The sequence below is a fragment of the Paenibacillus sp. Pae15 genome (assembly GCF_024519685.1).
Classification (GTDB): domain Bacteria; phylum Bacillota; class Bacilli; order Paenibacillales; family NBRC-103111; genus Paenibacillus_G; species Paenibacillus_G naphthalenovorans.
Genome location: NZ_JALJRM010000004.1, coordinates 1 through 22,248, shown reverse-complemented (window position 1 = coordinate 22,248; position 22,248 = coordinate 1). Strand labels below are relative to the sequence as shown.

The 22,248-nt window shown below is 45.2% G+C and carries 20 protein-coding genes, 1 pseudogene and 1 riboswitch; of the genes and pseudogenes, 6 read left to right on the top strand and 15 right to left on the bottom strand.

All coding sequences use genetic code 11. The features are described from left to right. Positions 1 to 9: 9 nt before the first annotated feature. From NR121_RS04415 to NR121_RS04390, 6 genes are all read right to left on the bottom strand, one after another. Positions 10 to 498, bottom strand: a complete 489-nt coding sequence (locus NR121_RS04415; RefSeq protein ID WP_256830650.1) for a flavin reductase family protein — start codon at positions 496 to 498, stop codon at positions 10 to 12. Between the two features lie 82 nt (positions 499 to 580). Next, on the bottom strand, positions 581 to 1,564 hold the full coding sequence (locus NR121_RS04410) for a catechol 2,3-dioxygenase (protein WP_062410551.1): 984 nt from the start codon (positions 1,562 to 1,564) through the stop codon (positions 581 to 583). A gap of 59 nt (positions 1,565 to 1,623) precedes the next feature. Continuing rightward, positions 1,624 to 2,826 carry an acyl-CoA dehydrogenase family protein gene (locus NR121_RS04405; protein WP_054819819.1) on the bottom strand — a complete coding sequence of 401 codons (1,203 nt, stop codon included), beginning with the start codon at positions 2,824 to 2,826 and terminating at the stop codon, positions 1,624 to 1,626. Positions 2,827 to 3,175: 349 nt separating this feature from the next. Then, positions 3,176 to 4,843, bottom strand: coding sequence for a ribulokinase (locus tag NR121_RS04400; RefSeq protein ID WP_256830648.1), 1,668 nt, complete (start codon positions 4,841 to 4,843; stop codon positions 3,176 to 3,178). A 17-nt stretch (positions 4,844 to 4,860) separates the two neighbouring features. Then, positions 4,861 to 5,679: a carbohydrate ABC transporter permease gene (locus tag NR121_RS04395; RefSeq protein WP_054819817.1), complete on the bottom strand. Its 819-nt coding sequence runs from the start codon at positions 5,677 to 5,679 to the stop codon at positions 4,861 to 4,863. Continuing rightward, the gene (locus NR121_RS04390) at positions 5,676 to 6,605 is read right to left on the bottom strand and encodes a carbohydrate ABC transporter permease (protein WP_074727444.1); all 930 of its coding nucleotides are present in this window, start codon (positions 6,603 to 6,605) and stop codon (positions 5,676 to 5,678) included. Before NR121_RS04390 ends, NR121_RS04395 begins: the two co-directional genes overlap by 4 nt. 377 nt (positions 6,606 to 6,982) lie before the next feature. On the opposite strand from NR121_RS04390, the gene NR121_RS04385 reads away from it, so the two are divergent. The 3 genes from NR121_RS04385 (at position 6,983) to NR121_RS04375 (ending at position 10,521) form a co-directional block, all read left to right on the top strand. Next, on the top strand, positions 6,983 to 7,744 hold the full coding sequence (locus tag NR121_RS04385) for a DeoR/GlpR family DNA-binding transcription regulator (RefSeq protein ID WP_062410547.1): 762 nt from the start codon (positions 6,983 to 6,985) through the stop codon (positions 7,742 to 7,744). 112 nt (positions 7,745 to 7,856) lie between these two features. After that, the gene (locus tag NR121_RS04380; protein WP_256830642.1) at positions 7,857 to 8,954 is read left to right on the top strand and encodes an alcohol dehydrogenase catalytic domain-containing protein; all 1,098 of its coding nucleotides are present in this window, start codon (positions 7,857 to 7,859) and stop codon (positions 8,952 to 8,954) included. A 211-nt stretch (positions 8,955 to 9,165) separates the two neighbouring features. Beyond that, the gene (locus NR121_RS04375) at positions 9,166 to 10,521 is read left to right on the top strand and encodes an extracellular solute-binding protein (protein ID WP_074727446.1); all 1,356 of its coding nucleotides are present in this window, start codon (positions 9,166 to 9,168) and stop codon (positions 10,519 to 10,521) included. A 279-nt stretch (positions 10,522 to 10,800) separates the two neighbouring features. On the opposite strand, the gene NR121_RS04365 is transcribed toward NR121_RS04375, so the two are convergent. From NR121_RS04365 to NR121_RS04330, 8 genes are all read right to left on the bottom strand, one after another. Continuing rightward, positions 10,801 to 10,929, bottom strand: a complete 129-nt coding sequence (locus NR121_RS04365) for a hypothetical protein (protein ID WP_256380576.1) — start codon at positions 10,927 to 10,929, stop codon at positions 10,801 to 10,803. Between the two features lie 205 nt (positions 10,930 to 11,134). Next, positions 11,135 to 12,157: a protein-glutamate methylesterase/protein-glutamine glutaminase gene (locus tag NR121_RS04360; RefSeq protein ID WP_256830836.1), complete on the bottom strand. Its 1,023-nt coding sequence runs from the start codon at positions 12,155 to 12,157 to the stop codon at positions 11,135 to 11,137. A gap of 61 nt (positions 12,158 to 12,218) precedes the next feature. Next, positions 12,219 to 13,064, bottom strand: a complete 846-nt coding sequence (locus NR121_RS04355; RefSeq protein WP_256830639.1) for a CheR family methyltransferase — start codon at positions 13,062 to 13,064, stop codon at positions 12,219 to 12,221. A 108-nt stretch (positions 13,065 to 13,172) separates the two neighbouring features. After that, positions 13,173 to 15,476, bottom strand: coding sequence for a methyl-accepting chemotaxis protein (locus NR121_RS04350; RefSeq protein WP_256830637.1), 2,304 nt, complete (start codon positions 15,474 to 15,476; stop codon positions 13,173 to 13,175). Next, positions 15,473 to 15,958 carry a chemotaxis protein CheW gene (locus NR121_RS04345; RefSeq protein ID WP_062410543.1) on the bottom strand — a complete coding sequence of 162 codons (486 nt, stop codon included), beginning with the start codon at positions 15,956 to 15,958 and terminating at the stop codon, positions 15,473 to 15,475. Before NR121_RS04345 ends, NR121_RS04350 begins: the two co-directional genes overlap by 4 nt. Positions 15,959 to 15,994: 36 nt before the next feature. Beyond that, on the bottom strand, positions 15,995 to 18,007 hold the full coding sequence (locus tag NR121_RS04340) for a chemotaxis protein CheA (protein ID WP_062410542.1): 2,013 nt from the start codon (positions 18,005 to 18,007) through the stop codon (positions 15,995 to 15,997). 13 nt (positions 18,008 to 18,020) lie between these two features. Beyond that, positions 18,021 to 18,446: a chemotaxis protein CheW gene (locus NR121_RS04335; protein WP_171005960.1), complete on the bottom strand. Its 426-nt coding sequence runs from the start codon at positions 18,444 to 18,446 to the stop codon at positions 18,021 to 18,023. 23 nt (positions 18,447 to 18,469) lie between these two features. After that, a complete protein-coding gene (locus tag NR121_RS04330) occupies positions 18,470 to 19,123 on the bottom strand; it encodes an HD-GYP domain-containing protein (protein ID WP_074727449.1) in 654 nt (217 codons plus the stop codon). A gap of 103 nt (positions 19,124 to 19,226) precedes the next feature. Here NR121_RS04330 and NR121_RS04325 point away from each other — a divergent pair, with 103 nt between their 5' ends. From NR121_RS04325 to NR121_RS04315, 3 genes and pseudogenes are all read left to right on the top strand, one after another. After that, positions 19,227 to 20,165 carry a tyrosine-type recombinase/integrase gene (locus tag NR121_RS04325; RefSeq protein WP_256830632.1) on the top strand — a complete coding sequence of 313 codons (939 nt, stop codon included), beginning with the start codon at positions 19,227 to 19,229 and terminating at the stop codon, positions 20,163 to 20,165. 139 nt (positions 20,166 to 20,304) lie between these two features. Then, a riboswitch (cyclic di-GMP riboswitch) is annotated at positions 20,305 to 20,389 on the top strand. Positions 20,390 to 20,698: 309 nt separating this feature from the next. Further along, positions 20,699 to 21,508 (top strand): pentapeptide repeat-containing protein, encoded by an 810-nt coding sequence (locus NR121_RS04320; RefSeq protein ID WP_054820286.1) that lies wholly within the window; start codon positions 20,699 to 20,701, stop codon positions 21,506 to 21,508. 246 nt (positions 21,509 to 21,754) lie between these two features. After that, positions 21,755 to 21,895: pseudogene (locus tag NR121_RS04315) on the top strand (transposase); the annotation flags it as partial. A 2-nt stretch (positions 21,896 to 21,897) separates the two neighbouring features. Here the strand turns inward: NR121_RS04315 and NR121_RS04310 are convergent. Continuing rightward, entirely contained in the window at positions 21,898 to 22,158 is a 261-nt protein-coding gene (locus NR121_RS04310) for a VanZ family protein (RefSeq protein ID WP_483874587.1), read from the bottom strand. Between the last annotated feature and the right edge of the window lie 90 nt (positions 22,159 to 22,248).

The following is a 22,248-nucleotide window of genomic DNA, read 5'->3' as shown; positions in this document are numbered from 1 at the left end:
TAACCTCCTTTATATTCGCAATGTTTCGTTTTCATTCATCGACGCAAGCTCGCGGTACTTGCCTTGGAAATAAATCAGGGGGGCGCCGTCGTTCAGTTCGATGCCTGTAACCTCACCGACAAAAAGCGTATGATCGCCAACGACATGTTCGTTTACGACTTGGCATGTGATCCGTCCGATCGCTCCGGGAATGACCGGCATTCCGTTCAGCCATTCGAAATCGACGGAGCGCCCGTCTTTGATTTGTCCTGCAAACAACATGGAGATTTCCTGCTGGTCCTCCGCCAGGAAATTGACCGCGTAATGTCCCGCGTCCTTGATTTTTTGAAGCATCTTGGCCTTCTCTCCGATCGATACGAGAACCAGCTTCGGGTTTAAAGAAACGGACAGAAATGCGTTGGCCGTCATGCCGTGCGTTTCATCCCCGACGTTCGTCGTAATAACAGTAACCCCGGTTACGAATTGGCCCATAGCGTTCCGAAACGAGCGATCATCCATACCGTTCAACTCCTTCAATTAAGGTAGTCTGATGACCGAAAAGCATTACCACGCAGCGGCAATGCTTTTCGGATCGGAAGATTTATTTCGTGCTGGCCACTTCTTGTGTGTTGTCAATGACAGGCGTGCCGTACATGAAGAATTCCTGCGGAAGCTGAGAGCCGAACCAGATGATGCCCTTGGCCAAATCCTCTTCCTTCCAGGTGATCGGCTTCCAGGCCGGATCGAAAATCAAGTAACCCGGATCGCCAAACAGCTCCACGCGGTTTCCGCCCGGTTCAATTACATACAAGAAATACGCTTGGCTGATCCCGTGTTTACCCGGTCCCGCATCGATCTTTATGCCGTTCTCGATGAATACGTCGCAAATATCCGAAATGTTTTGCGGGAACCCGTACCAGTAGCATATATGGTGCATGCGCGCTTTGCCGCCAAGCGGGTCTCCCATCATCGCAATCTCATGCACAAGCGGACTCACGCTCAGCCAGGCCGCGGCATCGTTACCGTTGTTCAGACGGATATGCTCTCGCAGATTGAAGCCAAGCTGATCCATCAAAAAATCTACGTTCGGCTTCATTTCGTGCGCCATTAAGTTTACGTGGTCGAGGCGGCGTACCGGCACGCCGCGGGTCGGACGCTTTTGCGGACGGTTAAGAAGCGGCGTCTTCAGATGCTCGGGCGCCTGCCAGTACTCTACCTCCCATAGAAGTTCCATCTTATGCCCGTCCGGCGTTATGAATTGATACGCGGCTCCGTGGCCTTCTTCGTCTTCCAACCAGCCTTTGCCAAGTCCAGTCGCCTGAATCGCTTTAACGCGGCGCTCCAGCGCCTGAGGCGAGGACGTTCTCCATGCGACGTGACCGAGTCCGGGTTCCTTCGCTTCCGTAATTTTCAGCGTATGGTGATAGAAATCTTCATAGGCTCTCAAGTATACGGACTGGCCTTTGCGTACGGTCTCTTCCATCCCGAGAAGTTCCTTGAAAAACCACAACGTTTCATCCGGCTTCGGGCTGAAAATTTCCACATGGGCCAACTGATGGACATCAAACATAGGTTCTTTTTGCATTTGAATTGCCTCCTTGTTTTATATATAGTAAGTGTCTGCCTTCGACAGTAAGACGCTTATTACCAGACCGGGTCCCCCGGCAGGCCGAACATGGTTCGTCCGTAAGCGGCCATGGCATCCTCATACAAATGATTCGGGTGAGCCGCCAACGCAATCAGATCTCTTGTAAACAGCTCCACCGGATCGCCCTTGAAGATGGATGTTCCGCCCAAGGTGAGCATCGCCCGAAGCGTTAATTCAGAAACGGACCTCGCGACGTAACCCCGCATGGCGAACATCCGCTCCCGTTCTTCATCGTTCATGACCGTTTTTCCTTCCACCTGACATTCTTCCAACTGACGGACGTAACTGTCCACGATTCCCTCCAGTGCGTGGTGCTGCATCTTCATCTCGGCCAGAAACCGCTGGCTGCCGGAAGACTCCTTCTCCTTCGCTCCCAACTTGAAGACGCGGACACGTTTCTCCGTGCGTTCGTAAAAGAGAGACAAAATCCGATCCAGGCCGCCCAGAGCGACAATAGGGAATCCCAGGAGAAAAAGCGGCATAAACGGCATGCGATACACCGGATCGTTCGGATCGTATTCGCCGCCGGCCGGCGTTCCGGAGGCCATGACCCGTCCGGCAGGAAAAATGCGATGCGGCGGCACATAAGCGCCGTCCACTAAAACTCCGTTGCTGCCCGAGGAACGAAGACCGATCGTGTCCCAATTCTCAACGATTTTGACATCCGACTTCGGGAGCGCCAGCAAGCAATATTCGGGTCCCTGTCCGTCCGGCAGTTCCATCATGGCTCCGAGCCCGATCCAACCGCTCCAGAGCACCCCGCTGCAAAAATTCCACTGCCCGTATAGGCGGAATCCTTCTCCATCCTTCTCCACGCGTCCGATGGGAGCGACAACATCGGCCAGCAGTTCTCCGCCGCCCAAAATCTCGTCCCTGCCCTTCGGAGGAAGATACGCGGCCCAAAGCTCATGGACGGAGTAGAAGTAAACGAGCCACCCCGCAGGCACGCTGTAACGGGACACGGTTCGAATGATCTTCGCGTACGTCTTGAGATCGATCTGCAGCCCTCCGTACTTTTTGGGCCGCATGATCTTGTGAAACCCGGCTTCCTCGATCGCCTTCGCCACGCGTGGGGAGAAGCGGGCATTGCGATCCGCCTCAATGGCTTCCGCTTCCGCGATCTTTCCGATCGTTTCCGCGCTTGCGAGAAGCGCTTGAATTTTGGAATGCTGTTCGACCTGGATTTTGCTAAGCGCCATCTGTACATACCTCCTTTAATTAAAACGCTTACAATTCGATTTCAAAAAAGTTGCGTCCCCTTCGTCTCCGCCCAAGCAGTCTCAAGTCCCCATTATTTTCACTTTACATGCCTCCTTCTTACACTCGTCTTTCTCGCTGCTATGGTATTATCATAAATAATTATTTGCCTGCGGGATGCAGACACATATGCTCAATAACGAGACGAAACCGAACGTAAATTCATATGAATCGTATGAAAAAGAAAAAGCCCCTCCCCGCTTTCGCAGAAAGAAGGCTTGCGCTACGATGACGGATTGGCTTGTCCGTGCAAGGCGTGCTCGAATGCAGCCATGCCCGTACTTGCGACAATCATTTCATCCTTTTCAGACGCTTTAACACGTCATTGCCGCCCTCGCCAAAATATGTCTTCAGTGTGCTGTATTCCTTATAAAGCGTCTCGTAAATGGAAACATGCTCGGGAATCGGCTTGAACACCCCGCTTTTTGTTTTCCCCATGACCGCCGTTGCGTCCTGAATGGTTTTATATCCGCCCCCGGCCTCTCCTGCTGCTACGGAGCCCAGAATAGCCGCGCCAATGGCCGGTGTAAACGGAGAGTCGGCCACCTTGATTTCCATGTTCATCACATCGGAATAAATTTGCATTAGCAATCGGTTGCGCTGAGGTATGCCCCCGGCAGCATAAAGCTCATGAACCGGCAATTCATAGTTTCGAAATGTTTCCATGATGCTGCGTGCACCGAATGCCGTCGCTTCAAGCAGCGCCCTGTAAATTTCATGAGGTCGAGTGCGCAGCGTCATACCGAATATCGCACCTGTTAACTCAGCATCATCCAGTGGAGAACGATTGCCGTTATGCCAGTCCAGTGCAAGAATCCCGCTTTCTCCAGGCTTCAGTTCAGACGCCAGCCGCTCCATCCAATCCTGAACGGACATTTGTGCTTTTGCAGCCTCTTCGATGATTTGAACCGGAATCCCTTGTTTCATAAACCAAGCAAATATATCTCCTACAGCCGATTGGCCCGCTTCATACCCGTAAAGACCTGGAATGATACTATCTTTAACAACACCGCTGATGCCTGGAACACAGATTTCCTTCTCCGATAACATTAAGTGACAAGTTGAAGTACCCATGACCATAACTAATTTCCCGGGGGTGCATACTCCGGTGCCCAGAACCGCCGCGTGGGCATCAATCATCGATATGGCTACCGGAAGGCCGGGAGTTAACCCAAGTCTTGCAGCCATATGAGGCAGAAGCGTCCCCGCCTGATTTCCTAGCGGCACTACTTCACCGCTTAATTTGGTATCGGTAATCGATTGGAGGCGAGGGTCTACTGCCGCAAAAAAATCGGGAGCCGGATACCCTTCGGCCTCATGCCAAAACGACTTGAATCCGGCCATACAGCCGCTGCGTTTCAACTGACCAATCAGCTTGGCGACAATCCAATCTCCCGCTTCAATAAAATAAGCTGCATCCCGGTAAATCTCAGGGGCTTCATGGAGTATTTGAAGACATTTGGGCAGCATCCATTCCGAGGAGATCTTCCCCCCATATCGTTTTAACCAAGGTTCATTGCGTTCCAGAGTGATACGATTTAATAAGTCCGTTTCCTCTTGGGTACTATGATGCTTCCATAACTTAACCCAAGCGTGGGGATGATTCGAATATTCCGCTTTGAGACAGAGCGGCTCAAAAGCAGCATCGACCGGCAGCATCGTGCATGAAGTGAAATCAATTCCTAACCCAATCACCTGCTCCGCCGATACGCCGGCCGCCTGAAGGACAGCCGGAATGGAACGGTAAAGCACCTCCAGGTAATCCTGGGGATGCTGTAAAGCCCAATCCGGGGGAACAAACGAGTTGGATTCTGCATGAGGCAAACGTTCTGTAATCACCCCGTGAGCATACGGCGTTACATGGCTTGCAAGCACTTCGCCATTCGACACATCCACAAGAACCGCACGACCGGACTCCGTGCCAAAATCAATTCCCAGCGAACATGTTGGAGTATTCATGACAATAGCCTCCGTAATTATTTTTCAACACCGCCAAATGTCAGTCCAGAAACAATATGACGTTGGCTAAAGAATGTAAACAAGACGATAGGAATCGTTTGTAAAACAGATAATGCCGCCATTAACTCCCACTTAATATCGAGTTGACTCGTATAGGAGGTCAATGCGACCGGCAATGTTTTGGCCGCATCCTGCGTCATGATAAGCCCGAACAACAAGTCGTTCCAAGTCCAAATAAAAGAGAAGATCACCACTACAGCAATGCCGGAGCGAATTAATGGCAGTACGATGAACAGCAGCGTCTGCATCAGATTGCACCCGTCAATCAATGCAGCCTCTTCAATTTCTTTTGGCATTTTCTTAATGAAAGAGACCAGCATCCAAACGGCAAAAGGCAAGTTGAATGCCGTATAAAGCAAAACCAGCCCCATGCGCGTATCAAAAAGCTCAACTTTTTGAAAAATAATAAATAGTGGAATAATAACGGCAATCGGGGGCATCATTTTCGTGCTCAAGATCCATAATTCGATATGTTTCGAGCCGCGAAGAGTATATCGCGCTAACGCATAAGCCGCAGGTATGCCAAGCAGCAGGGCAATCACGGTTGAAAATACACCGGCGGTAAAGGAATTAATAAAGTACGGCCACGTTTCGGAAAGAACGACGGCAAAGTTATTAAAATTTAATGATTTTGGCAAAATAGACGGAGGCATAGTAAACATTTCAGCTCTTGATTTGAACGCGGCAAGCAGAAGCCAAATCAACGGAAGTATATAAACAGCAGTTACCAAATAGACCGATACGCCGGCAGCATTTCTAACTAAGTTACGGTTCATACCACATCTCTCTTCCATAAGTATTTAAACAGCATCTGAACAATCACAGTACTTATTATCAAAATGATTATGGCAACAGCGGCTCCGCTCCCCGTCTGGTAGTACAAGAAGGATTGCCGGTACGCCATCAAGCTCATCAATTCTGTAGCGGTTCCAGGGCCACCGTTAGTAGTTACATAGACTACATCAAACATTTTCAAGCTTTCCATCACCCTGATAAAAATACCAAGAACGACAACATGCCATATAAATGGAGCTTCAATATTTTTCAGCCTGGACCAAAAACCGGCGCCTTCTATTTGAGCTACTTCCGTTAAATCTTTCGGTATGCTGTTTAATCCGGCAATAATCAGAAGCATCATAAAAGGCGCCCATTGCCATACATTGATACCCAAAATGGAATACAGGGCAACTTTTGGGTCGCCAAACCACGCCAGAGTCGGCAAATGGAGCAAGTCCAATATATAGTTCATCACTCCAAGGGTAGGATTCAAAATGTACGACCAAAGTAAACCTATAATTAAAGGCGTCACCATAATCGGAATCATAAACAATGTCCTAAGAATACCGGTTCCCTTTACTCCATCGGCAGCCGTAAAGAGCTTGGCAATGAAATAACCTATAATGAGTTCAATGGCAATCGTCGAAACGGTAAGCAGCAACGTATTTCCAACGGCGGTATAAAAGGTCTTATCTTTTAACAACACCGTGTAATTCGTGAATCCAATAAACTTTGCAGCGTTGATTCTGGTCAGATTCAAATTGCTAAAACTGACGTAAAGCGCATAAACCAACGGATACACATTCCAGACCAGCAAATAAATCAGTGCCGGCAGCAGCATGATCCAGCCAGTCAAATGGGATCGCCCCAGTTCTTTCTTTTTGGCTAGCAACTTAATGTCTCCCTCCATATATTTCGCCTGCATATGACCACTCCTAACATGTTGTTTATTCACGCAAAGCCATTCACGTAAAAATGAACATTTTCGCGCATAACCAATTCATCATTCCTATTTGAAAGCGATTACTCGAATTTATGAGTTTATTTTAAATGATTTCTTTCCGTTAAATCAAGATTAATTTTCAAAAAAACGAAAATTTATACGCATTATCGAACATATATAAACATTAATAAGCTTGATTTTTAGTAGGTAACCTTCGTGACTTCGTTTAAAATAGAGGTAATCTTACGTTATTTAGCTGAAATGATAAGCTCTTGACAAAACATCGTGTTCGATAATAAGCTTATATCAAGCAATTATGAAAAAAAACGAGCAATTTCAAACAGTGGAGGTCATCGACTATGCTTGCTGCCGAAAGAAAGCATCTTATTGTTGAATATGTAAAACAACGACATACTGCCACTGTAGCCGCTCTCGCCAAACATTTTCATGTTCATGAGGCAACGATCCGCAGAGACTTGATTGAAATCGAACAGGAAGGCCTGTTACGTCGTACACACGGTGGAGTCGTTTTGGATAAGGGGGCCAATTTTGAGCCATCCTTTTCCGAGCGGGCTATCGATCAGATAGAAGAAAAAATCCGGATCGGCAAAAAGGCGGCTGAAATGATTGAAGACGGCGATCATGTCATTCTGGATTCCGGTACAACAACGATTCATATCGCAAAGCATCTTACTCACCGTAACAACATTACCTTAGTGACCAATGACATTAATGTGGCCAGTGAGCTGCGCGACTCTCCGGGGGTTACGGTTATCGTTACGGGGGGGCTTTTATATAAATCGAGTTTTATGCTCAACGGCATGTTCACAGATCAGGTACTTCATACTTTACATGTGCAAAAAGCATTTATCGGGACACCGGCTATTCATCCTAAGTTTGGGCTTACTCATCCCGAGGCCCAGCTTGTTCCCACGAAGCAAGGTATGATTCGAGCGGCTCAAGAGGTCATTGTGGTCGCCGATCAATCGAAAGTAGGCAAGGTGTCGCTTCATACGGTTGCTCCGATCGAATCGATTCATTCGATAATTACCGGTAACGACATATCCGAATCCGTCCGAAAGCAATTTAAGGATTCAGGGATTCAGTTGATTACGGTTTAAATAAAATGCCATGCGTTAGGACATTTCTTGCATTCCGGATCTCTGCCTCAGAAGAGGGCTGCAAGAAATTTCTTATATCATTCATATCCTTATAGGGAGGTATTGATTTTCATTGCAACCACTCAAGAACAAGACATCCGTTCAGTCCCGCGCGTACAGATTACTTAAACCGGGAGAAATCAGTGAGGTGACCCTCGAACACAAGATACGCGATGGGGAAATTGTTGTTCAACCGTCCATGGGCAGCATCTGTCATGCAGACCTAAGGTATTTTACCGGTCAACGACGGCCTGAAGCACTGGCCAAAAAATTACCGATGGCCTTGATCCATGAAGGCATCGGAACCGTTGTTGAAAGCACTTCGCCGGATATCCAAATGGGCCAGCGGGTTATCATTGTTCCTAATTTACCAGGATATTTGCTTCGAAACATTTCTCCGCAGGTTTGCTGTCCAGCCTGCCAAAAAGGATTGGGGGAAAACTATTGCCATTACGGCAAATTTTTGGGAAGCGGTTTCGACGGCATTGCTCAAAGTCATCTCGTCCTTCCGGCCGCATGTGCCATACCGATTCCGGACGAGGTTCCTGACGAAATTGCCGTATTGGCGGAACTGTGTTCCGTCTCCTATCAGGCAGCCAGCCGCATTGCCGACCGATTACCCGCAAGTCGTGTCGCCGTGTTCGGCGACGGACCCGTAGGTTACTTGACCGCCGCAGTTTTGCATCATGTTTTCGGGGTTACAAAAGACCGGCTGCACGTATTTGGTGCGATTCCAGAGAAGCTTGAGCAATTCCAATTCGCTTCTAGAGCGTTGGTGCAGGAATACGATTTTACCCATTCGGCTTCATTCGATATTGCGGTTGAATGCACAGGCGGTCGCTTCTCCGAAAGTGCCATTAATCAGGCGATTGATATTATAAGTCCTGGCGGTGCTTTATTATTAATGGGGGTTACCGAAGAGAGAGTTCCAATGAATACGAGGGATATATTGGAGAAGGGCTTATTGGTCATCGGAAGCAGTCGAAGCTCCTATTCCGATTACCATCCTTTGATTTCTGCTATGAAAGATATCGGCTTTCAAACCACCTTGCGCAGATTGCTTCCTGACCAGAATGTCACCATTCGAACCTCAGAGGACTTTGCCGCTGTAATGAAAGAAGCTGCGGAACATCGAGGATGGAAAAAAACAGTACTGAATTTCCAATGGTAACAACCAAAAGAAACTACAGTACCGAAAGAAAAAAAAACTATACAACTTATATTATATAATAAAAAAAAGATACGATACAAGATAAATAAAAGCTAATCCCTATCCTTCGTGCAGTCCCTATTTTCGCTCATGGCATTTTATGAACGAACAGGACTGCACTCCATTGCAACACTTGTGTAAGCGATTTCTAAAAATTCCAAGGAGGCTTCCTATGAAATCTATACATTACCTGAAAAAAGCTCTACCCGCCGTTTTAGCCGGTACCCTGCTTCTTACTAGCGCCTGCTCTAATGACAAGCCGGAAGGTTCAACCGCGGCTGAAAATACGAACAACGGAACCCCAAAATCCTTGAAAATTATTATGATTGCCGACCCCTGGGTTGACGTAATGAAAAACTTCGGGGCGGAATATGAGAAAGCCACTGGAATCAAAGTCCAAATCGATTCCTATTCCTACGATCAAACACACCAAAAAGAAGTCCTGTTAGGAACCCAAAAGTCGGACGCTGCAGACGTCATAGTCCTGGATTCCCCTTGGATTGGCGAATTTGCCGAAGGACAAATTACAGAGGACTTGAAAGCAAGAATTGAAGCAACGCCTGATCTCGAGTGGGATGATTATATCCCTTCATTCCGCCAAGTTGCCGAGTGGAAGGGACAAATTGTCGGAGTTCCTTTCGCGCCTTATTACGTGATGCTTCACTATCGCAAAGATCTCTTTGAAAAGGAAGGTCTTCAGCCTCCAAAAACCTATGATGAAATGGTGGCCATCGCCAAACGTTTTACAAACAATCCGAACTATCCCGGAATGTCCGGGATTGCCATGAATAATGCCAAAGGAGCGCCTGCAGGCCAGGCTTGGTTTGAGTACATTTTTAACGTGGATAAGCCTTTTGAAAGCAACTATCCAGGCAGCAAAGATGCCTATGCCGACATGACGCCGAGAATAGATTCGCCTGAAAGTATTAAAATAGTCAACATGTTCAAGGAGCTCCTGCAATACCAGCCTGATGGCGCGCTCAACTTCGCTTGGGATGATCGTACTCAAGCCTTTGCACAGGGCAAAGTAGCTATGATGGCCGCATGGTCGGTTGTGACCCCCGGTCTTTTGGATCCAAGCCGTTCTCAAGTTTCAGATAAATTTGCTACAGCCCTTGTACCTGGTGTTTCCGGCAAAGATCCGGTGGCTCCTCTTGGCGGATGGGTGATGAGCATTAACAAATACAGTAAAAATAAGGAGGCCGCTTGGGATTTCATTAAATGGGCCAACAACAAAGAGAACCATAAGAAATTTGTTCTTCAAGGCGGACCTCCTTCCCGTTTATCCGAATTGAACGACAACGAGATCAAACAAAAGTTCCACTGGATTGATACGTTGGCCCAATCCGCCGAGAAAGCTTACGCCGATTGCCGCCCTCGGATTCCGGAAAGCTTCCAAATTATCGATACCATCGGGAACGCAATCTCTCAAGCGGTTAGCGGCCAGATGCCCGTTGAACAGGCCATGAAGAAAGCAAATGATGATGTGAAAAAATTGCTGATTCAAAGCGGATATACGATTAAATAGTGAATCAAGAATGGAATGTAAGGCTGTACGTTAATACCAAAGCCACGAAGGCCGCTCTGATAGCGGCTCTCGTGGCTTTCATTTATACGACTATCCGATCAAGAGCTATTATCGCCAGCTCCGGAAAGTAACCAAAGGCAAGAGCATTTTCCCAACTGATGAAGCATTGCTCAAGATGCTCTATTTGGCTACGATGGATGTGACACGGAAAGGGACGGATCGTGTCCGGAACTGGAGACAAATCCTTCTCTACGGCTTGATGAATATTTAACAATTCAATTACACTTCTCTCGCCTTATCTGATTTTTCGGTTTGTCTGGGATTTACCAACTCTGGATATTCAACCTCCAATTTGCGGATGAGTTCCTCGATTTCTTCCGGAGTGAGGATTTCCTTTTCTTTCTCCATTTTAGAGCCTCCTTGCAATCATGGATACCAAATTATTGAGATCATCTGCCAATTGAAACAAGCAACTTGTGAAGATGCCGCAATCTCCTCTTTGTCTGAAAACGTTTGGATTTTGTATTCAACAATGAAAAGCATGAAAGGGGCAAGAGGATCCCCTTCGCCAGCAAATGTTCGGTTGGGTATCCAAAAAAACGATCGCCCGCATCTAAATAAATGATAGGATCTCTTGATATATATTGGGTAAAGATACTTGCCGATCAGCATATCCCGCCTCATAAACCGCTTTTGGCATACCATATACGATACATGATTCTTCAGATTCAACGATCACATGACCCCGCTGCCGCTTCACTTCACCGCAACCGATTAACCCATCTGTCCCCATTCCAGTAAGAATAACGACCAATAAACGATCGCGATAAATCGAAGATCCGGACTGAAGCGAAACATCAATGGATGGCTTGTACAATTTGCTCTCGTCTACCACGATTTTGAACGTCGTCTTCCCGTCATTTGTTTTTTGAAACAAGGTCTGATATCCTGCAGGAGCAACATAAATGACTCCTGGCATTACGACATCGCCATCTTCCGCTTCTTTCACTTTCAAATTGCATAGGTTATCGAAACGGTCTGCCAATGGTTTGGTAAATCCGGGCGGCATATGCTGTAGAACAACAATTCCTGCAGGAAAGTCGGGTGTAAATCGAGGAAGTATGGATTGTATGGCCGACGGTCCGCCTGTGGAACACCCGATAATGAGCAGATCAACGGAAGCGGAACCTCTTTTCTTATTTTCTTCCACTGCTTCTTTCACAGATGCAACATTGTTTTGTAAGGGTAATTTTGCATTAGCGGCGGCCTTTACCCTCATCAAAAAATCGTCTATTATTTTAGGTTCCGCAGGATCCTTCATCAAGGAGCTTTTTGGAAAGAAATCTACCGCACCTAATTGTAATGCCGTTAGAGTGGCTTCCGCTCCTTCGCCTGTTAATGTGCTCAGCATTACGACGGCAACCGGATGATATTTCATGATTTGTTCCAAGGCGGTTATTCCGTCCATTTCCGGCATTTCTACATCCATCGTAACGACATCCGGTTTGAACCGCTTTATCTTTTCAATTGCCTCCAGGCCATTGCGGGCGATACCCACGATAAAAAAATCCGGATCCTTCTCAATTAAGAGGCTGATGGCCCTCCTCATGAATGCAGAATCGTCGACGATCAGCACACCGTACCGACTCAATTGGCTTTGCCTCCTTATGAGAATAGTTTCTGAAGCTGGCGTCTCTTCAATATTGCGAACGCTCAACGTCCCCTTTTCGGAAATAAAATGTCGCACGAGCATTTATGGTTTCGAAATTGGTGTTCAAGCCCGTTATCGTTTCGGCATGTCCCAGAAATAAAAATCCGCCTGGATTTAAACGATGATAAAATTTCGCAATGACCCGGCTTGTAGTTACGGAATCGAAATAAATAAGCACATTTCTGCAAAAAATGATATCGACTTTTTCGACCGCCGCCATATCCTCATCATGTAAAAGATTCGAATGCCGGAATTCAATCCTGTCTTTTATGAAGCTCTTGATTTGAAATCCTTCATCTTGCGGAAAAAAGTACTTATCCAACATCTCCTTAGGAGTCCGGCGGAAGCATAGCGAATTTTTATGGTACCACCCACGATTCGCGATTTGCAGAACTTTTTTATTAATGTCGGTTGCAATGATATGTACAGATTCCAGCGGTACAATCCCTGATTCTGCGATTGTCATCGCCAAGCTGTAAGGTTCTTCTCCCGTTGAGCAAGCGGCACTCCAAATCCGAATCCATTTCTTATTCCGCAATTGGGGAAGAATCGCATTGCTTAATTCATTTAGCTGACTCTCTTCACGAAAAAAATAGGTTTCGTTGTTAGTAATGAGTTCAACAAGGTGATTCCATTCTTGCTGGTTCCTTGTTAAGAATTCGGTGTACTCCCCGAACGTCATATTCAGAAGGGATAGTCTCTTCGAGACCTTCGAGGCGAGCAACGAAAGATTGTCCAAGTAATTCAGTCCGCAAAAGTCATAAATCATTTGCCCCAAATCTTTTAAGCACATATCATTATCCTGAATTTCGTTTATGAACTCCATATTCATTAATGTTACATCTCCCATATGAGCAGCGCATTAACAAGGTCCTCAAAGCTCTCTCAAAGGTTCGCATTAGAGAATAATAAAGAACTGATGCTTTCCGTCGGACGGATGCTAGGCTTGCAATATTCGAAGTGAATTTTTGATTGTTGCGGATCGGTCTGACAATTCTCGCGCAACCACAACCATCCCTTCCACGTCTTGAATATTCTGTTGGACAACACGTTCCGTATCGGATATCGCCTTTTCGAGTTTGTCCCTTTCTTTCACTTGAAATTTTATCGCTTCCGTTACTTCGGCAGCCTGTTTGGTTACATTTTCGACGACTTTTACAATATCCTTTCCGTGTTTTGCTTGTTCCACTGTGGCCGCAGTAATCTGACGCACCTGTTCCCGGGCATTCGCTACACCCTTAACGACTTCTTCGACACCGGCGGCCTGTTCCTTCGTCGCCTGAGCCACCATAGCGGCCTGTTTGGTTACATTTTCTACCGCCCTTACGATATTTTCGCCTTGCTTTGCCTGTTCACCAGTTGCTACGGTAATTTGACGCACCTGTTCACTGGCATTCACTACACCCTTAACGACTTCTTCGACGGCGGCGGCCTGTTCCTTCGTCGCCTGAGTCACCATAGCGGCCTGTTTGGTTACATTTTCTACTGCCCTTACGATATTTTCGCCTTGCTTTGCCTGTTCACCAGTTGCTACGGTAATTTGACGCACCTGTTCACGAGCATTCGATACGCCCTTAACGACTTCTTCGACGGCGGCGGCCTGCTCCTTCGTCGCCTGAGTCACCATCGCGGCCTGTTTGGTTACATTTTCTACCGCCCTTACGATATTTTCGCCTTGCTTTGCCTGTTCACCAGTTGCTATGGTGATTTGACGCACTTGTTCGCGGGCATTCACTACACCCTTGATGACTTCTTCGACGCCGGCGGCTTGTTCCTTCGTCGCCTGAGTCATCATTTCTGCCTGAGTGGTTAATGCGCCTACGGCCATCACGATTTGTTCGCTTCCCTTAGCCTGTTCAACCGTAGCTGAAGTGATCTGTCTGATTTCATTCGTAATTTTTTCGACTCCGGTTACTATTTTTTCGATGGCTATACCTGTTTCATCCGCCAATTTGTTTCCTTGTTCGACTTTTACCATACCGATCTCGATGGCTTTGATGGCATCAGTTGTTTCGCTTTGGATCCCTTTAATTAATTGGGCAATTTCTTTGGTGGCTTTTGCGCTTCTTTCGGCGAGCTTCCTCACTTCATCGGCAACAACGGCGAACCCTTTTCCGTGTTCACCAGCCCTTGCAGCTTCAATTGCGGCGTTAAGTGCCAAAAGGTTGGTTTGCTCGGCAATGTCGTCGATGACTTCAATAATGCTTCCGATTTCTTCCGAGCTTTTCCCCAGATTAGTTATGACGCCAGAGGCCTGTTTTACGACATCCGCAATTTCTTTCATTCCCGTGAGGGACTGACTAACCGCCTTTTGTCCATCTTTGGCATCCGTTTGAACCTGGTCCGCAAGTGAATTCACATTTTGCGCATTTTTAGCCACCTGTTCAATCGAAGCCGCTATTTGCTGAATCGAAGCAGAGGTATCGCCGGCGATTTTCTGCAATTGGTCTGCATTGGCAGCAATGCCGCGAATCGATTTTCCCATCTGCTCAATGGATGCGGAGATTTGTTCAACCGAACTGGCTGTGCTTTCAGCATTTCCGGCAACCTGTTGAATGGAAGCCACCATCTCCTGGATGGCATTCGAAGTTTCTTCCGCCGAGGCGGTCAAGCTCGCCGCATTATCGGCTACGCCTTGGATCGATTGCCCCATTTCTTCAATGGAAGCGGAAATCTGCTCCACGGAACTCGCTGTACTTTGGCTATTTCCGGCAACCTGTTGAATGGAAGCCACCATCTCTGAACTTGCTGTACTTTGGCTATTTCCGGCAACCTGTTGAATGGAAGCCACCATCTCCTGGATGGCATTCGAAGCTTCTTCCGCCGAGGCGGTCAGGCTCGCCGCATTATCGGCTACGCCTTGGATCGATTGCCCCATTTCTTCAATGGAAGCGGAAATCTGCTCCACTGAACTTGCCGTACTTTGGCTATTGCCAGCAACCTGTTGAACGGAAGCGACCATTTCTTGGATGACTTCCGATATTTCACTGGCGGAAGCAGCCAGACGATCTGAATTTTTGCTTACCCCTTCAATGGATTTCGATATCTCTTCAACAATGTCGGATGTGGATTCAATGGCTGAAGACTGCTGGCTGGTCCCATGAGAAATCTGTTCCGTCATGACGGCAAGATCCTTCAGATTTTGCTCTAATCTTTTTGAATCGGTTATAGCCGCTTCAATGGTTTCGGAAACTCCTGCAGCTTTCATAAATTTGTGAGCAAGTTTTTTCGTCAAAGTGCTCATGGAATGTTTTCCTCCCTTTTTTCAACTTCGTTGATGATGAAATTTATTTCCAGCTTGTTTAACAAGTGATCGAGATGAAGCAATATAATGAGACGATTGTCCATTTTACAGATTGCTCCCATATAAGCCGTTTGTGTAGTAACGATCGTATCAGGAACCGGTTCCAAGCTGTTTTCATCGATTCGCAGCACTTCTTTCACTTCGTCGACCAATAATCCGATAACTCTTCCTTGGGAGCGGGTTATAATAATGCGCTGTTTTTTGGACTTAATCGGTTCTTTCAAAAATTGAATTCTAAGATCGATTACCGGTATGATTTCCCCGCGAAGATTGATAACTCCGACTATGGATTCGGGTGCTTTTGCGATCGATGTGACTTGAGGAACAAATATAATTTCATATACATCTGTAATGGGAAGCCCGAATTCCTCCGTTTCTATCCGAAAGGTAACCAACTGCTTGATGGCTTGGGCAGATGTCAACGATGAGTCCCTCCTTACTGTGAAAAATGGATATGGTTAGACCACATCATCCATTACTTCGGATTCGATAGACTTAAGGTTATTTGCCAATTTGAATACTCCGGTTACATCCAAGATCAGCGCTACGCTTCCATCGCCCAGAATCGTGGCCCCCGAAACGCCTTCGACCTGTCCGATATAGGAACCGATGGATTTTACTACAATTTCTTGGCTGCCGATCAATTCATCGACAACCAAACCGAGCCGTTTTTCTGCCAGTCCGACAACCACGATAAATACATGCTTTGTTTTTCTTTTGCCGCAGGACATTCTAAAAAGATCGTGAAGACCGATGAGTGGAAGAATTTTTTCTCTGATTTTTACAACAGCTTGTCCCTTAACGGAGTGGATTTCTTTTTTCGATATACGGACGATTTCGATCACACTGTTCATGGGCAAGGCATAAGTTGTTTCCTGCAACTTGATCAGAAGTCCTCGAAGAATAGCTAAAGTTAAAGGCAATTTAATCGTGAACTTCGTCCCTTCGCCCAAACGGGTTTCTACATCGATCAATCCGTTTAATTTCTCGATATGATTTCGGACAATGTCCATCCCGACTCCGCGTCCCGATATATCACTTACGGATTGGGCTGTCGAAAAACCGGGAAGAAAAATAAGTTGAATCCATTCCTGTTCCGACATCATTTCGGCATCTTGCGCAGTAATCAATTGTTTGCGTATGGCGGATTCTTTTACTTTCTCCGCGTTAATTCCCGCCCCGTCATCCTCTACCGTCAGCACCACTTGATTTTCTTGATGGGACGCCCTAATCTTTATCGTACCTTTAAGGGATTTTCCCCGTTTTTTTCTAACTTCTACTTCTTCTATACCGTGGTCTATGGCATTCCGGATCAGATGAATCAACGGATCGCTAATTTCCTCTATGACTGTCCGATCCAGTTCAGTTTCTTTCCCTTCAAGCAGCAGATTGACTTCCTTGTTTAACGTCCGGGCTAAATCTCGTACCATTCTTGGAAATCGGTTGAATAATCGCTCGACGGGAAGCATTCGCGTCTTCATCACGGATTCTTGAAGTTCCCCAATGATTCGGCTGAAATGATTGGAAATTCGCTCCAAATCATCGATCGTTTCATCCGTAGAGTAACGATCGCGCAACAAATTTCCGACTTGGGCGATTCTTGTCTGGTCGATGACCAATTCACCAACCAAATTCATAATGCTGTCCAAGTGTTCCACATCGACGCGAATCGTTTGTCCTATTTTCTTTTCTTCTTTTCTGCCCTGGTTTGGGATCGGGTTGTCCGGCTCCGAGTCCTTATTGGCATCTGTCAATGGCACGAAAGCATCAACCAAATTGTCGTTTGAAAAAGGCACCACTTCGGCATCTTCAACATCAATAAGCTGGCTCAGCAAATGTTGAAGGGCATCGGAATCCGCGTTCGTCTTGACGATATAGGAAATTTCATTGAGGTTTGTTTCTTCGATGACGCTGTCCAATTCCGGTTCCGACGACATAACGGATCCCCACTTCTTAAGATGATTTAACACAATATGGGCCCGAGGAAGCTTCATCTCACAATGTTCGGATAAACGAACTTTACATCTCCACTTTTTTAATTTCTGTTTTTTGTCTTCAAACAACTTACTATTCGATTCGAAGTTCTCTTCCGTCCTCTTTTCCAATTGCCGCAATTGATGCACGATGGAATCGATATTTGTTTTTGTAACACCTTCTTGTTCAATTTCTCTTTTCAACCAGTTTAAATGATCCAAACATTGAAATAGGATATCTACAACCTGCTGCGTCACCGGTAGAAGTTGATTTCGAATCTTGTCAAAAATATTTTCCATTTCGTGGGTCAATTGTTTTATTTCCTCGAAACCCATCGCAGCGGATGAACCTTTTAATGTATGAGCAATCCGAAAAATATTATGTATGATTTGCGGGGAATCGCCTTGCTGTTCCAAATTCAGGATCTCTATTTCCAGTAATTGAAGCAATTCTTCCGCTTCAGACAAGAAAACTCCCATCAATTCCGAACGATTCATATGGGTTTCCCCCTTACCCTACAAGAACATGTTCTAGATTTAAAATGCCGATAAGTCCTTCTTCCGACTGGCCAATCCCTTGAAAATAACTGCCATCAACTCCAGAAACAATTTCGGTAGAGGGCTGTATATCGGAAAATTTGATCACTTGATTAACTCCATCTACAACGATGCCGATCATTTCTTCGTTATGATTCACCACTACGATTCTCGCTTTATGAATTACGGACGTCTCTCCCAATTGAAATCTTTTACGCAAACTGATGATCGGCACAATTTTACCCCGAATGTTCGTAACACCTTCCAAAAAAGCCCTACTGTTAGGTATTGCTGTTATTTTTTGCATTTTGATAATTTCATAAACTTCAGAAATCTTTAGAGCGTATTCTTCTGTGCCCAGTTCAATCACGATATACTGGTCTTGCTGTAAAACTTCCACTATTTCACCCCCTAGATATTCACTCAACCAAGGAATGCGGATTCGGATAAAAGATACGGCGGATCGTTCTGGGAAAGATACTGTCTGTCATATTCTGAATTCATGGTATGGTGCAGTTCAATAAAGTACGATTCACTCATCTGTAAAAATACGGTCAAAACATACGGATCAAATTGTTTGTTTCTATTTTCCCATAGCTCGATTTTGGCATCCGCGAACGTGATGCTTTTACGGTAGGGCCGGCCCGAAACCATGCAGTCGAACGCATCCAATATGGCACAAATTCTGGCGCAGAATGGAATGTCACCGGCAGCCAAACCGAATGGATAGCCCGTTCCATCCGGACGTTCATGATGATAGAGAACCGCGCCGGTAACATCCTGATCGGTAATGCCCTCATTCCGTAAAAAATCGTTTCCCCAGATCGGATGTTGCTTCATCAAGACCCATTCATTGTGGGTCAGTACGGAGGATTTTCCTAAAATCGATTTTGGAACGAAAATTTTACCGATGTCGTGTAAAATGCATCCCAGCACAAGTTTTTGGGTTTGCTCTTGATTTAAATTTAATTCTGCGGCTATTCGTCTTGCCATATTACTAACGCGAATACTGTGATGATAGGTAGACGAATCGTGTAACCGCAATTTGGACAGCCAACTTGCGATTCGTTGATTCAATGTGGTGTCCCTCCGTTTAGAACATATTGCAAATAATGCGAAACACGATGTACAATGTCGCACAATGTTGATTATTCGACATCATGGAGGAGAAACAACCAAGATGAATCAAGTTATGGTATTACCGGAACAACAAATAAAGCAGAAAAATCGAACGTACACTGATGACCAAATCGTGTCTATGTTCCTAAAAATGACTTGCATGGAATCTGAATTCACCTTGAGAAATTACAGCAGAGCGATCCAATTATTTCGTCAATTTCTATCCTTCAAGCCGCTTCGTGAAGTAACATGGAAAGAGGTCGAGGTATTCAAGATCAGTTTATCTGAGGGGCTTTGCAGTCCTAGTAAAAAGCCCTTATCCCCTGCTTCAGTAGCAAATTTCCTTGCTCCTATTCGTTCGCTATACAAATGGGGGAGTGATCCGAATATTGGTCTATTTACGGTAAATCCAACAACTTGCATCCGCTCCCCCAAAGTACCGGTAACCAGCAAAAATCATTATCTGACGAAAAAGGAAGCAATACATCTCCTAATCGAGCTAAAAAAATCAGGTGAACGCAACTATTTGATTGGCCTATCTTTAATATTAATGGGATTACGAGTATCGGAACTGGTTGCAATCGAATGGGGGCATTTCCACTCGGATCCCGCTGGCATTTCCATGTGGTTAACCGTCGTTGACGGCAAAGGGGGTAAACAAAGAGAAGTGAAGGTTCCCAAAAAACTCTGGATGATCTATGCAGAACGTTTTTCCCACTATCGACCGGAACAACGTCTGTTTCCCCTAACGGTCAGGCAGGTCGAAAGAATTATGCAGAAAGTTCGTAAACAAAGCGATCTGAGAAAGGAACCAACCCCACATTGGCTTCGACACACGAATGCAACGCTTGCTCTTCTTAACGGTGCCTCTTTGCAGCAAGTTCAGGAAAATCTGGGTCACGCTCACATTAATACGACTCAAAGGTATTTACATACGATTGAACAATTGAACAAAGCTGCTCCTGATTACGTAGAGGAATGTTTCGCGGACATTTTATAGGCCTATTGGCATAAGGAATTTTATTGGAAATGGTTGCAAATGGAGTTCCTTAGGACTATAATTGTACAATAAATAAATTGTCGAATAATCAACATTGTACGACCAGTATGGAAGGTTGCACATTTTTTTTCAATAAAATTTATACACAAGGCAAACCTATCGAAAAATAGGGACGCAAATCCATGGGTCTAAATACCCAGTGATATGATCGCCAGGTTGCTGAGAAATAAGACCTACCTTACTGCAATGGGTAGTTTTTTTGTTTTGCCTGTCTATCTATGCACTATGATAGTCGCAAGCTTGGGGTAGTCCCCCAGGGGCTGGGGATAGATCTCATAGATTAGACAATATAGACGTTTCATTGTTGAGAGCCCCTACATTTGTGCCGGCGTGACAAATGGAACAGCATCCATTATGATGTTATATGGTCACGTATCAAGAAGAATGATTCGATGAACCAAATGGAACGCTTACCTTGGCTTTTCGCCGCTGGCGACGGGCAAGCGGGTCAAATTAATTTAGGAAGTGATTTTTTGAATAGTAAATTGCAGTCTGACTGTGAAAATTGCTTTGGGTTATGTTGTGTGGCCTTACCCTATACAAAATCAGCAGATTTTGCTTTTAATAAAGAAGGCGGAGTCCCTTGTCGTAACTTGTGTCCAGATCATCGTTGCAGCATACATGAACATCTAAGAGATCAAGGTTTTCATGGGTGTGTTTCCTATGAATGTTTTGGTGCTGGACAACATGTTTCACAAGAAATTTTTAAAGGTAAAGATTGGAGAAAGAATCCAGAGTTATCAAAGGAAATGTTTGCAGTATTTCCTATTGTTCAACAGTTGCATGAGATGCTTTGCTACTTAAGTCAAGCTTTAGATTTAGAAGAAACTCAACCCATCCGGAATGAATTGCAAAGCGTTTTCGATAAAACTTTATCTCTAACTAATCTTAATCCGAAAGATATTCTTAATTTAGATGTACCGGCTCATAGAGAAATCGTGAATCATTTATTACTCAAAACAAGTGAATTCATTCGAAAAGAATTCATTCAAAGTAATAAGGAAAGCAAGATACGCAAGGATTTTATAGGTGCGAATTTAAAAGGTGCTAACCTACGAGGTATGAATTTAAGAGGGGCATTGTTGATTGCATCTAATTTGAGGGGCGCTGACTTAAGAAAAGTGGATTTTATTGGTTCAGACTTAAGAGATGCTGATTTATCAGGTGCAAATCTTACCGGAAGTATTTTTCTTACTCAAGCTCAGGTTAACTCGGCTAAAGGTAATAAAGAGACCAGATTACCTCGTTACTTAAAAGTTCCTGCTCATTGGTTAAAACATTAGTAATTAAATAATGGAAATGGTTTTAAACAAACGAAGGAAAATTATGCTTAAGTTAAGGGTTACAACGACAAAAAAGTCAATCATTCGGCACTGAGGGGGTATGTAGAAGAAGAGCGTCTTCCTTAGCCGCCCCTATCATAATAAGTTCAAAAAAAGAAGCGGGCATTCTCCCGCTCCGTTACGATATCCGCCAATACATCTCAACTCTTAGTCTTTCCTGACTAACAGTGAGCAGCACTCCACAACATTATCCGTTCATGGTGCAGCAACTGGGACGAGCTCGCTACCTTCTTTAAGTATCCACCTGATCTGTGCAAGCTGATCTACACGACCAATATGATCGAGAGCTACCACCAGCAGCTGCGGAAGGCAACCAAGGGAAAAAGCAATTAATTTGTTGTTTTTCGGAATATACTTCCTTTCGGTAAATGGATCATACTCTTTATTGTCCCTATAAGTAAAAAACCGATGATACTACCGGTGACATTTAAAATGATATCATCGATATCAAACTGTCCAATTTTAAGAACAAGTTGTAAGAATTCGATTGAAAAGCTGATTAGAATTGACGCAGCAAATACTTTCGTGAAGGTTTGGTATTTTTTAAATAACAGAGGAAGAAAAATTCCTAATGGTAGAAAAATTAAAATATTCCCTAATGTGTTATTGATGATTATATCTAAGTTAGGGCTTGCTGAACAAGATTAGTTCCATCTACACCCAACGCAAGTCTCTAAACC

Excerpts from the sequence above, each read along its gene's own strand:
- NR121_RS04405 (WP_054819819.1), bottom strand. The coding sequence starts at position 2,826 with ATGGCGCTTAGCAAAATCCAGGTCGAACAGCATTCCAAAATTCAAGCG.
- NR121_RS04415 (WP_256830650.1), bottom strand. The coding sequence starts at position 498 with ATGGATGATCGCTCGTTTCGGAACGCTATGGGCCAATTCGTAACCGGG.
- NR121_RS04325 (WP_256830632.1), top strand. The coding sequence starts at position 19,227 with ATGAATCAAGTTATGGTATTACCGGAACAACAAATAAAGCAGAAAAAT.
- NR121_RS04350 (WP_256830637.1), bottom strand. The coding sequence starts at position 15,476 with ATGAGCACTTTGACGAAAAAACTTGCTCACAAATTTATGAAAGCTGCA.
- NR121_RS04400 (WP_256830648.1), bottom strand. The coding sequence starts at position 4,843 with ATGAATACTCCAACATGTTCGCTGGGAATTGATTTTGGCACGGAGTCC.
- NR121_RS04395 (WP_054819817.1), bottom strand. The coding sequence starts at position 5,679 with ATGAACCGTAACTTAGTTAGAAATGCTGCCGGCGTATCGGTCTATTTG.
- NR121_RS04390 (WP_074727444.1), bottom strand. The coding sequence starts at position 6,605 with ATGCAGGCGAAATATATGGAGGGAGACATTAAGTTGCTAGCCAAAAAG.
- NR121_RS04385 (WP_062410547.1), top strand. The coding sequence starts at position 6,983 with ATGCTTGCTGCCGAAAGAAAGCATCTTATTGTTGAATATGTAAAACAA.
- NR121_RS04375 (WP_074727446.1), top strand. The coding sequence starts at position 9,166 with ATGAAATCTATACATTACCTGAAAAAAGCTCTACCCGCCGTTTTAGCC.
- NR121_RS04340 (WP_062410542.1), bottom strand. The coding sequence starts at position 18,007 with ATGAATCGTTCGGAATTGATGGGAGTTTTCTTGTCTGAAGCGGAAGAA.
- NR121_RS04365 (WP_256380576.1), bottom strand. The coding sequence starts at position 10,929 with ATGGAGAAAGAAAAGGAAATCCTCACTCCGGAAGAAATCGAGGAACTC.
- NR121_RS04355 (WP_256830639.1), bottom strand. The coding sequence starts at position 13,064 with ATGAATATGGAGTTCATAAACGAAATTCAGGATAATGATATGTGCTTA.
- NR121_RS04410 (WP_062410551.1), bottom strand. The coding sequence starts at position 1,564 with ATGCAAAAAGAACCTATGTTTGATGTCCATCAGTTGGCCCATGTGGAA.